Source organism: Micromonospora sp. WMMD964 (assembly GCF_029581455.1).
GTDB lineage: Bacteria > Actinomycetota > Actinomycetes > Mycobacteriales > Micromonosporaceae > Micromonospora.
Window position 1 is genome coordinate 3,579,363 of record NZ_CP120860.1, and the last position, 10,638, is coordinate 3,590,000.

The window sequence follows — 10,638 nt, forward strand, 5'->3', positions numbered from 1 at the left end:
CGCGTCGGCGCCGCGGTCGGTTCAGGCCGTCGGCCGCTCCCGCTTCGGGAGCTTGGCGACCACCATGTCGTACGACCCGTCGACCGCCTCGGTCAGCTCCTCGGCGTCGATTGCGCCGTCCAGGCGCAGGGTGTTCCACCCGGACCGGCCGATGTAGGCCATCACCGTGGCGTCGTCCGGGTGCCGGTGCAGCCACTCGTCGGCGACCTCCCGGGTCGGCCCGCACTTGACACCGACCGTCGGCTTACCCGCACCGTTGCCGAGGAACGCGAAGATCCGGCTGCCGACCTTCACCACCTCGTCGCCCTCCCACGGCCGGTCCAGCCATGCTCCCGGTTTGGCCAGGCAGTACGCCAGCATGTCCGCGCGCTCCATGGGTGCCTCCTCGTCGTCCGCACAGTGTGCCCGCCGCGCCGCCGCTCGGCACGCGACGTGCCGCCGCCACACCGCCGCAGCCCGCTTGATCGACTCCACATCGCCGACGTGGCGCGCTCTCGCCGTCCCGACACCCCCACGTCGCCGATGTGGCGCGCTCGATCCGCCAGGGCTGTGCCGTGCGGTCAGGGGGTGGGTTCGGCCGGCTCGGTCGAGCGGGCGGCGACCCGCTCGTAGCGCTGCCGGGCCGCCTGTGCGCTGCCCAGCCCCAGCCCGTACGCGATCGCCTGCCAGGTCAGCCCGCGGTCGCGGGCCAGGGTCATCAGCCCGGCCTCCAGGGCGTCCAGCTCGGCGCGGACGTGTGGCAGCAGCGTCAGCGCGGCGGTGAGGTCAGCGGTGTCGACCGGTTCCTCGGCCGGTTCGCGCTCGGCTCCGCCCGCCGCGAGGGCGGTGATCAGGGCCACCGCCTCCCAGGGGTCCAGCACGTAGGGGTGGGCCCAGCGTCCGCGCCGGCTGTCGGTGTCGGCGTGCCGTTCGCTGATCCGCTGGAGTGCCTCGTGGGTGCGGTGGGCGCGGGCGCGGGCCGGGTGGGGCGCGCTGAACGGATCGTCCGTCGTCATATCCCGAGCACACACCATCAACAAAGCGTTGTCAACATAATGTTGAAAAGACGGTGCTGGCCGACGGGGGTGGCCGCACCGTCAGTCATCCTCGGCTTGCAGGTCGAGGTGGAGGCGGGGTTTCCTGCAAGGATGGATTACCCCTGGCTGACCGCCCCTGCCAGCGACGTCGCCGAGACAGCGCGGACCCTGCTCGGCTGGGAGATCACGGCAGGTGGTGTCCGGATCAGGCTGACCGAGGTGGAGGCGTACGCGGGCACGGGGGAGGATCCTGCCTCGCACGCCCATCGAGGCCCCACGCCCCGCACCCAGGTGATGTTCGGTCCGGCCGGGTACGCCTACACCTACTTCGTGTTCGGCGTGCACTGGTGTCTGAACGTCGTGTGCGGTCGCGAGGGCGAGGCGTCCGCCGTCCTGCTACGGGCCGGCGAGGTCGTCGACGGCCTGGACATCGCCCGAAAGCGTCGGGGGGACCAGGTACCCGATCGCGACCTCGCCCGTGGGCCCGCGCGGCTGGTGGTCGCGCTCGGGATCAGCGCGTCGGCCAACGGCACCTCCGTGCTCGACGGCGAGGGGCCGCTGCTGTTGACGCCGCCGACCAGGCCGGTCGAGAGATCGGCCGTCTCAGCCGGGCCGCGAGTCGGCGTGGCCGCCGCGCACGACGTGCCGTGGCGTTTCTGGATCACCGGCGACGCCACCGTGAGCAGCTACCGGCGGCACACGCCCCGCCGTCGGACCGCGAGACCGGCCGGGGGGTAGCCCCGATCGAGCCGAAACTCGGACCCGGTCTCCACGGTCACCGGGATAGGGTCCGCCGGGAGGTGCCTGGTGAGTTTCCGGCTGGCGGCGTACGCCGTGTGCATCAAGGACGATCGGGTGCTGCTCGTGCACTACGTGACACCGGCGGGCGAGAGGCACTGGACCCTGCCCGGCGGCAAGGTCGAGCACGCGGAGGATCCGTTCGACGCGGTGATCCGGGAGGTCGCCGAGGAGACCGGTTACGAGGCGGTGGTCGAGCGACTGCTGGGTGTGGATTCGCGGGTGATTCCCGCTGCGGAGGCATGGTTGCGGATCGAGCACCAGAATGTCGGGGTCTTCTACCGTGTCCGCGTCGTCGGCGGCACGCTCCGGCCGGAGCCCGACGGCGAGACCGCCGAGTCGGTCTGGACTCCGCTGCCGGACGTGGCGTCCCTGCACCGATCGGCGGTGGTCGACATCGGCCTCGCCCTGGAGCGGACGCTTCCGTCGACGGGCCACGTCGGCCCCGTCCCGGTCGGCGGGCTCATCCACCACTGAGAACCCGTGCCGCCGCGGCCAACCGGCGACTTCGTGCCCAGTGGTCGGGCCGGGCGCGGCGTGTGTCCGGGTCAATGTGTCGGGGGGTGTGGCCATAATCACCGCACCTGCTCACCGACGGTTCGGAGGACGTGATGGCAACACTGCTCGCGATCGGCACGGCCAAGGGGTTGTTCCTCGCCACCAGTGGCGACGACCGGCGCAGTTGGGAGATCACCGGCCCGCACTTCCCGATGACCGGTGTCTACTCGGTCGCTGTCGACACGCGTCGTCCCACCCCCCGGCTGCTCGCCGGGGTGACCAGCTCACACTTCGGTCCCAGCGTCGCCACCAGCGACGACCTCGGCGCTTCCTGGGACGAGCCCGACGAGGCGCCGGTCGCGTTCCCGAGCGACACGGGCGTCTCCCTGGGGCGGGTCTGGCAGCTGATGCCGGCCGGTCCCGACGAGCCGGACGTGGTCTGGGCCGGCACCGAGCCGTCAGCCCTGTTCAAGTCCACCGACGGTGGTCGCAGCTTCGAGCTGGTCCGGTCCCTGTGGGACCACCCGCACCGTCCGCAGTGGGAGGCCGGCTTCGGTGGTCAGGCCGTGCACACCGTGCTGCCGCACCCGCGTGACCCGGCCCGGCTGTTGGTCGCCATGTCCACCGGCGGGGTCTACCGCTCGGAGGACGCGGGGGCCAGCTGGGCGCCGGGCAACACCGGCATCCGCGCGTACTTCATGCCCGACGAGTGGCCGGAGTTCGGCCAGTGCGTGCACAAGGTCGCCCGGGACGCCGTCGACCCCGAGCGGTTGTACGCGCAGAACCACCACGGGGTCTACCGCTCCGACGACGACGGCCGCACGTGGTCCTCGATCGCCGACGGGTTGCCCAGCGACTTCGGTTTCCCGATGGTGGCCCACCCCGGGCGCGCCGGCGTGGTGTGGACCTTCCCGTTGGTGGCCGACAGCGAGCGGTTCCCCACCGACCACCGCTGCCGGGTGTTCCGTTCCGCCGACGCGGGCGGCAAGTGGGAGCCGCTGTCGGTGGGGCTGCCGGAGGGTCCGTTCTATCCGGCGGTGCTGCGCGACGCGATGTGCGCCGACGACTCCACCCCGGGCGGGGTCTACTTCGGCACCCGTTCCGGCTCGGTGTTCGCCAGCCGCGACGAGGGTGACTCCTGGTCGACGGTGGCCGCGCACCTGCCCGACGTGCTCTGCGTCCGCGCTGCGACGGTGTGACGTGGTCACCGTGCTGCTGCCCGGGCCGCTGCGGGGCGAGGCGGGCGGTGCCAGTCGGCTGAGCATCGCCGCCACCGGGACGCTCCGGGCGGTCCTCGACGAGTTGGCCGCCCGTCATCCGAGGCTGTCCCGGCGGATCCGTGACGAGCGCGGCGAGCTGCGGCGTTACGTCAACGTCTTCGTCGACGGGGAGGACTGCCGGCACTCCGGTGGTCTCGCCACGCCGGTGACCGACGGCGCCGAGGTGCAGGTGCTGCCGTCGGTGGCGGGCGGCTGACCGACGCCCCATATCGACCGAGATCCGCTCCTGGAGGTGACCGACGCCACACCGGGCCGGCCCGCCGACGGAATAGTTGACTCGTCAAATAAGTTGACAGCTGCGTCCGGGCACCACGAATGACCCGGTTCAACACGCAAGGAGCTGGTCATGCAGTTCGGAGTCTTCACCGTCGGCGACGTCACGGTCGACCCGACCACCGGTCGGGAGCCGACCGAGCATGAGCGGATCAAGGCGATGGTCGCCATCGCGCTCAAGGCCGAAGAGGTCGGTCTGGACGTCTTCGCCGCCGGCGAGCACCACAACCCGCCGTTCGTGCCGTCGTCGCCGACCACCATGCTGGGTCACATCGCGGCGCGCACCGAGCGGCTGCTGCTGTCCACCTCGACCACGCTGATCACCACGAACGATCCGGTGAAGATCGCCGAGGACTACGCGATGCTGCAGCACCTGTCCGACGGTCGGGTGGACCTCATGATGGGCCGCGGCAACACCGGCCCGGTCTACCCGTGGTTCGGCAAGGACATCCGCGCCGGCATCCCCCTCGCCATCGAGAACTACGACCTGCTGCACCGGCTGTGGCGCGAGGACGTGGTCGACTGGAAGGGCAAGTACCGCACGCCGCTGCAGTCCTTCACCTCGACCCCGCGTCCGCTCGACGGCGTGCCCCCGTTCGTCTGGCACGGCTCGATCCGCAGCCCCGAGATCGCCGAGCAGGCCGCGTACTACGGCGACGGCTTCTTCGCCAACCACATCTTCTGGCCCAAGGAGCACACCCAGCGGATGGTGCAGCTCTACCGCCAGCGGTATGCGCACTACGGCCACGGCACCGCCGACCAGGCCATCGTCGGCCTGGGCGGGCAGGTGTTCATGCGCCGCAACTCGCAGGACGCCGTGCGGGAGTTCCGCCCGTACTTCGACAACGCCCCGGTCTACGGGCACGGGCCGTCGCTGGAGGAGTTCACCCGGGAGACCCCGCTGACCGTGGGCAGCCCGCAGCAGGTCATCGACCGCACCCTGGGCTTCCGGGAGTACGTCGGCGACTACCAGCGGCAGCTGTTCCTCATCGACCACGCGGGCCTGCCCCTGAAGACGGTGCTGGAGCAGCTCGACCTGCTCGGCGAGGAGGTCGTGCCGGTGCTGCGCAAGGAGTTCGCCGCGCTGCGCCCGGCGCACGTGCCGGAGGCGCCCACCCACGCCTCGCTGGTCGCCGCCGCCGGCGGCGCGAAGGACAGCACCGTGCACGCCGTCGACGACGTGACCGGCAAGGCACCGGAGGGGGCGGCGCGATGACCCGCCGCACCCTGGCCGTGGTCTCGGCGGGGCTGAGTCAGCCCTCGTCGACCCGGCTGCTCGCCGACCAGCTCGCCGCGGCCACCCGCGACGAGTTGGTCCGGCGCGGCTCCGAGGTGGAGCTGCACGTCGTCGACCTGCGGGAGTACGCCCACGACGTGGTCAACAACATGCTCACCGGGTTCCCGCCGGCAGCGCTGCGCGAGGTCGTCGACAGGGTGACCGGCGCGGACGGCCTCATCGCCGTCACCCCGATCTTCAGCGCCTCCTACAACGGGCTCTTCAAGTCCTTCTTCGACGTGTTGGAGAAGGAGTCGCTCGTCGACCGGCCGGTGTTGATCGGGGCCACCGGCGGCACCGCCCGGCACTCGCTGGCCCTGGAGCACGCCGTCCGCCCGATGTTCGCGTACCTGCGGTCGGTGGTGGTCCCGACGGCGGTCTTCGCCGCACCGGAGGACTGGTCGGACGGCGCCGCCGACGGCGCGTTGCGCGGCCGGATCCGGCGTGCCGCCGGGGAGTTGGCCGACCAGGTCGAGCGTCGGCCACCGACCGGCGGCCCGGCCGACCCGTTCGCCCTCACCACCGACTTCCTGCAGATGCTCGGTCGGGGAGGCGACGCGCCGGTCAGCTGACCGGGTACGGGTGGGCGACCAGCACCGGGCAGTGCGCGTGCTGGATCGCCGCCTGGCTGACCGAGCCGAGCAGCATGCCGGTGAACCCGGCCCGGCCCCGGGTGCCCACGACCAGCAGCGACGCGGTGCCGCTGGCCTCGATGAGCCCCTGGGCCGCCCCGGCCGCCCGGACCGGATGCTCCCGCACCACCAGGTCGGGATGCGCGGCGCGCACCGCGGCCGAAGCGTCGGCGAGCAGCCGCACGGCGTCGGCCTGGTACGCGGCCTGCGACTCCTCGATCTCCTCCGGCACCGTCCGGCCCCCGTCGGGCGGGCCGACGTGCACCAGCACCAGCGGCACGTCGCGCCGTGCCGCCTCGTCGGCGGCGTAGCCCACGGCGAGCCGCGACGACTCCGACCCGTCGACGCCGACGAGCACCGGGCCGTCCACCGGGATCGGCTGCTCGTCCGGGCGGACCACCAGCACCGGGCAGTGCGCGTGCGCGGCCACCTGCGTGCCGACCGACCCGAGCAGCAGCCCGGCGAACCCGCCCAACCCCCGGCTGCCCACCACGACGAGGTCGGCGCGGCGGGACTCCTCGATCATGGTGATGCCGGGCCCGCCGGCGACCTGACGCACCTCGACGGCCAGGCCGGGCCACCGGTCGGTCAGCTCCGCCGCCGTACGCTCCAACATCTTCTGCGCCTCCTCGGAGGGGGCCGGCACCCCGAGGTCGTACGGGTTGAGCGGCACGCCGTAGCCGAGCGGGTGCAGGAAGCCGTGCACCAGGTGCAGCGGTCGGGACCGGAGCAGCGCGGCGCGGGCCGCGTGCTCGGCGGCGACGAGGCTGGACGGCGATCCGTCCACGCCCACCACGACGGGTCGGTTCATCGGCGCTCCCTGGGTCGGTCAGGTCATTGTCGACCGTACGACAGCGGTGGCGGGTCCGGACGCGCCGCCTGCGGCACTCCCGCGGCGTGTTTTCGAGCGCCCACGGCCGTCGCCGCCGGAGCCGGCCGCGCTGGTCCTCATCCGCCGACCGTTTCTGACGCACCCGTTGCGTACCCTCGCCTGATGACCTCCGATGTGGTGCTGCGACCGGTCCGCGAGGACGACCTCGTCGAGTTCTTCCTGCACCAGCAGGACCCGGAGGCCAACCGGATGGCCGCGTTCGGTCCCAAGGACCCGACCGACCGTCGTGAGTTCGCCCAGCACTGGGCCCGGGTGCTGACCGACCCGGCGAACCTGGTCCGCACCGTCGAGGTCGACGGCGAGGTGGTCGGCTACGTGAGCGCCTGGCCGGCCGGCGACCAGACCGAGGTCAGCTACTGGATCGACCGGCGGCGCTGGGGCCGTGGTCACGCCACGGCCGCCCTGACCGCCCTGCTGCGCGAGCTGCCCCGGCCGGTGCATGCCCGCGCCGCCAAGGACAACGCCGCGTCCCTCGCGGTGCTCCGCAAGTGCGGGTTCGTGGTGGTCGGTGAGGATTCGGGGTACGCGAACGGTCGCGGCGAAGACGTCGAGGAGTGGCTGCTGGAGCTGCCCGCCGAGGGCGCTGACCTGGGCGGGCACTAGTCTCGCGGGGTGAACTGGTTGGATCTGGTCGGCTGGGCCGGCTCCGCGGTGCTGGTGTGGTCGCTGTTGCAGTCGCGCGTCCTGCGGCTGCGCGCGCTCAACCTCGTCGGCTGCGTCGTGTTGATCGGCTACAACGCCGCGATCGGCGTCTGGCCCATGGTCGGGCTCAACATCGTGCTCGCGGTGATCAACATCTGGTACCTGCGCGGGATGCTCGCCACCCGCCACGACGAGAAGACCTACCAGGTGGTGGAGGTCGGCGTCGGCGACCAGTTCCTCGCTCACACGCTGCGGGTGCACGCCGCCGACATCGCCCGCTTCAACCCCGGCTTCCACTGGGACCCGGACGCCTCGGGGCGATCCGCGTTCCTGGTGGTCACCGCCGACGAGGTGGTCGGGGTGGTGCTCTCGCACGCCGAGGCGCGGGGCGTGGCCCAGATCGACCTGGACTACGTGACCCCGAAGTTCCGCGACTTCACCCCGGGTGAGTTCGTCTACCGGCGCAGTCACCTGTTCACCGAACGGGGTTTCCACCGGGTGGTCAGCCCACCCCGGATGGTCGCCCCCTACTACCACCGGCTCGGCTTCCGCCCGGAGGGCGACTCGTACGTCCTCGACCTGCCCGGGTCACCGACACCCGATCGGGCCTAGCCGCGCCGACGGTCGGTCCGGCAGCAGCGTCACCGACGGCGGCAACCGCACTCATTCGCGTACCCTCGCTCGGGCAGGATTCGGCCGGCGCGGGACGGGGCAACTAGACGCCTACGCCGGGCGGGCTCGCCGACCGGCGGGGCGCCGCGCGTACCGGCCGGTGCCACCACCGGAGAGGGAGCGAACCGGGCGTGCAGAGCTACGGGAGCCAACTGGCCCTGGTCGGAATCCTGATCGTGATCAACGCGCTCTTCGCCGGTAGCGAGATGGCGTTGGTGTCACTGCGGGACAGCCAGATCCAGCGGTTGGAGCGCACCAGCCGGGCGGGGCGGGTGCTGGCCCGGCTCGCCAAGGATCCGAACCGCTTCCTGGCCACCATCCAGATCGGCATCACCCTCGCCGGGTTCCTGGCCTCCGCCGCCGCCGCGGTCTCGCTGGCCAAGCCCCTCGTACCGCTGCTCGGGGTGTTCGGTGGCGCCGCCGAGACGGTGGCGATCGTGGCGGTCACCCTCGTGCTGACGTTCGTCACCCTGGTCTTCGGCGAGCTGGCCCCCAAGCGGATCGCCATGCAGTCCGCCGAGCGGTGGGCGCTGCTGGTGGCCCGTCCCCTCGATCTGCTGGCCGCGTTCACCCGCCCGGCCGTCTGGGCCCTCGGCGCCACGAGTGACCTGGTGGTCCGGCTGGTCGGGCTCAACCCCAAGCACGAGCCGGAGGAGATCGGCCCGGACGAGCTGCGCGACATCGTCGCGGGCAACCACGGCTTCACCAAGGAACAGCGCACCATCATCGCCGGGGCGGTGGAGATCGCCGACCGGCGGTTGCGGGCCGTCCTCGTACCCCGGTTGCAGGTCTTCACGCTCGACAGCGGGACCACCGCGGAGGCCGCACGGCTCGTGCTGGCCGCCACCGGGCACTCCCGGGCGCCGGTGGTGCGGCACGGCGGCCTGGACGACACGGCGGGCGTGATCCACCTGCGCGACCTGGTGGGAGTGCCCGACGACCGTCCGGTCGACGAGATCGCCCGGCCCCCGATGCTGCTGCCCGACTCGCTCCCCGTGGTGGACGCGTTGCGTCAGTTCAAGGCCGAGCGCCAGCACATCGCGCTGGTCGTGGACGAGCGCGGCGCCGTCGACGGCATCGTGACGCTGGAGGACATCCTGGAGGAGATCGTCGGAGAGATCTACGACGAGACCGACCGGGATGTCAGCTCGGTGCGCCGCGACGCCGACGGCGCGCTGCTGCTGCCCGGCACGTTCCCGGTGCACGACCTTCCGGACATCGGCGTCGAGCTGCCGTCGCGCCCCGCCGGGGACTACACCACCGTCGCCGGGCTGGTGTTGGCCCGACTCGGGCACATCCCGACCGTGGCCGGGGAGGACGTCACCCTGGACGGCTGGGTGCTGATGGTGGCGGGCATCGACCACCGGGCGATCACCGAGGTACGGGTCAGCCGCGTACCCGATGAGGTCGAGGCCGACGCGGACGGCGACGCCGAGCAGAGCGCGGAGCCGGTGCTGGACGAGGCCCGGAGCTGAGTCGGCCCGGTGCCGCCGCTCAGTCGCGCGAGAGGTTCTGCAGCCGCACCTGGCCGCGGGCGACCAGCCGGTCGTCGGCGTCGGTGATCTCCACCTGCCACAGCTGCTGGCTGCGGCCCCGGTGCACGGGAGTGCCGACGGCGGTCAGCTCCCCGTCGCGGACGGCCCGCAGGAAGTCGGTCTGGTTCGACACCCCGACCACGGTGCCCCGGTCGGCCAGCCAGAGGCCGCCACCCACGCTCGCCGCGGTCTCCACGACCGAGCAGTACACGCCGCCGTGCAGGATGCCGTACGGCTGGTGCAGCTCCGGTCGGACCTGCCAGCTGATGACCACCCGGTCGGGGGATGCTTCCTTGAACGTCAGGCCGAGCAGGGCGACGAGACCACCCGTCACGTCCGGCATCTCCACGGCAAAACCCTCCTCGATCAACTCGGCGTAAGCCTAACCGCGGCGGGTTGCGGCAAACCCGGTACGGGTCGGTGCCGGCGATGGGGGAGAATCGGTGACCGTGACCGACAGTAGCCTCCCGCCGCCCGGGCGGGACTCCCTGACCGACGACCTGCTCTGGCGTGGCCTGATTCAGGACTCGACCGGCCTCGACGAGCTGCGCGAGCTGCTCGACGGTGGGAAGTCCGCCACGTACTACGTGGGCTTCGACCCCACCGCGGCGAGCCTGCACGTCGGCTCGCTCATGCAGGTCACCATGGCCCGCCGGCTGCAACTCGCCGGCCACCGCCCGTTGCTGCTGGTCGGCGGGGCGACCGGGCAGATCGGCGACCCGAAGGAGAGCGCCGAGCGGACCCTGAACCCGCCCGACGTGATCGCCGGATGGGTGGAACGGATCCGCGACCAGCTGGCGCCCTTCGTGTCGTACACCGGCGAGAACGCGGCCCAGGTCGTCAACAACCTGGACTGGACCGGCGAGATGTCGGTCGTCGAGTTCCTGCGGGACGTGGGCAAGCACTTCCCGGTGAACAAGATGCTCGCGCGGGAGGTGGTGCGGGCCCGGCTGGAGACCGGCATCAGCTTCACCGAGTTCAGCTACCAGCTGCTCCAGGCCAACGACTTCTTCGAGTTGCACCGCCGGCACGGCTGTCAGCTCCAGTTCGGCGGGTCCGACCAGTGGGGCAACATCACCGCGGGCGTCGACTACGTGCGCCGGCGGGGTGCGGGGCCGGTACAG

General features: G+C 72.1%; 14 protein-coding genes (1 of these 14 cut by a window edge). 10 read left to right on the forward strand and 4 right to left on the reverse strand.

The window, feature by feature from the left end:
* Nucleotides 1-21 precede the first annotated feature (21 nt).
* Nucleotides 22-375: an MmcQ/YjbR family DNA-binding protein gene (locus O7616_RS16605; protein ID WP_282302807.1), complete on the reverse strand. Its 354-nt coding sequence runs from the start codon at nucleotides 373-375 to the stop codon at nucleotides 22-24.
* Nucleotides 376-560: 185 nt separating this feature from the next.
* Nucleotides 561-995, reverse strand: a complete 435-nt coding sequence (locus O7616_RS16610) for a DNA-binding protein (RefSeq protein ID WP_282302808.1) — start codon at nucleotides 993-995, stop codon at nucleotides 561-563.
* A gap of 132 nt (nucleotides 996-1,127) precedes the next feature.
* Between O7616_RS16610 and O7616_RS16615 the strand changes: the two genes are divergently transcribed.
* The 6 genes from O7616_RS16615 (at nucleotide 1,128) to O7616_RS16640 (ending at nucleotide 5,713) form a co-directional block, all read left to right on the forward strand.
* Nucleotides 1,128-1,754 (forward strand): DNA-3-methyladenine glycosylase, encoded by a 627-nt coding sequence (locus O7616_RS16615; protein ID WP_282302809.1) that lies wholly within the window; start codon nucleotides 1,128-1,130, stop codon nucleotides 1,752-1,754.
* Nucleotides 1,755-1,823: 69 nt separating this feature from the next.
* Nucleotides 1,824-2,291 (forward strand): NUDIX hydrolase, encoded by a 468-nt coding sequence (locus O7616_RS16620; protein ID WP_282302810.1) that lies wholly within the window; start codon nucleotides 1,824-1,826, stop codon nucleotides 2,289-2,291.
* A gap of 134 nt (nucleotides 2,292-2,425) precedes the next feature.
* Complete coding sequence (locus tag O7616_RS16625) at nucleotides 2,426-3,511, forward strand: exo-alpha-sialidase (protein ID WP_282302811.1); 1,086 nt, start codon at nucleotides 2,426-2,428, stop codon at nucleotides 3,509-3,511.
* A 1-nt stretch (nucleotide 3,512) separates the two neighbouring features.
* Complete coding sequence (locus O7616_RS16630; RefSeq protein WP_282302812.1) at nucleotides 3,513-3,788, forward strand: ubiquitin-like small modifier protein 1; 276 nt, start codon at nucleotides 3,513-3,515, stop codon at nucleotides 3,786-3,788.
* Between the two features lie 150 nt (nucleotides 3,789-3,938).
* Complete coding sequence (locus O7616_RS16635; RefSeq protein WP_282260796.1) at nucleotides 3,939-5,081, forward strand: LLM class flavin-dependent oxidoreductase; 1,143 nt, start codon at nucleotides 3,939-3,941, stop codon at nucleotides 5,079-5,081.
* A complete protein-coding gene (locus O7616_RS16640; protein WP_282302813.1) occupies nucleotides 5,078-5,713 on the forward strand; it encodes an FMN reductase in 636 nt (211 codons plus the stop codon). Before O7616_RS16635 ends, O7616_RS16640 begins: the two co-directional genes overlap by 4 nt.
* On the opposite strand, the gene O7616_RS16645 is transcribed toward O7616_RS16640, so the two are convergent.
* Nucleotides 5,706-6,584, reverse strand: coding sequence for a universal stress protein (locus O7616_RS16645; protein ID WP_282302814.1), 879 nt, complete (start codon nucleotides 6,582-6,584; stop codon nucleotides 5,706-5,708). The two genes, O7616_RS16640 and O7616_RS16645, sit on opposite strands and share 8 nt — an antisense overlap.
* 183 nt (nucleotides 6,585-6,767) lie before the next feature.
* Here O7616_RS16645 and O7616_RS16650 point away from each other — a divergent pair, with 183 nt between their 5' ends.
* From O7616_RS16650 to O7616_RS16660, 3 genes are all read left to right on the forward strand, one after another.
* Nucleotides 6,768-7,268 (forward strand): GNAT family N-acetyltransferase, encoded by a 501-nt coding sequence (locus tag O7616_RS16650; RefSeq protein WP_282302815.1) that lies wholly within the window; start codon nucleotides 6,768-6,770, stop codon nucleotides 7,266-7,268.
* Nucleotides 7,269-7,277: 9 nt separating this feature from the next.
* Nucleotides 7,278-7,919 (forward strand): hypothetical protein, encoded by a 642-nt coding sequence (locus O7616_RS16655; protein ID WP_282302816.1) that lies wholly within the window; start codon nucleotides 7,278-7,280, stop codon nucleotides 7,917-7,919.
* Between the two features lie 191 nt (nucleotides 7,920-8,110).
* Complete coding sequence (locus O7616_RS16660; protein ID WP_282302817.1) at nucleotides 8,111-9,454, forward strand: hemolysin family protein; 1,344 nt, start codon at nucleotides 8,111-8,113, stop codon at nucleotides 9,452-9,454.
* A 19-nt stretch (nucleotides 9,455-9,473) separates the two neighbouring features.
* On the opposite strand, the gene O7616_RS16665 is transcribed toward O7616_RS16660, so the two are convergent.
* A complete protein-coding gene (locus tag O7616_RS16665) occupies nucleotides 9,474-9,857 on the reverse strand; it encodes a PaaI family thioesterase (protein WP_282264593.1) in 384 nt (127 codons plus the stop codon).
* 106 nt (nucleotides 9,858-9,963) lie between these two features.
* Between O7616_RS16665 and tyrS the strand changes: the two genes are divergently transcribed.
* Nucleotides 9,964-10,638, forward strand: the 5' portion of a protein-coding gene (tyrS, locus tag O7616_RS16670; protein WP_282260788.1) for a tyrosine--tRNA ligase. It continues 618 nt past the right edge of the window; only the first 675 of its 1,293 coding nucleotides appear in the window; it begins with the start codon at nucleotides 9,964-9,966; its stop codon lies off the right edge, out of view.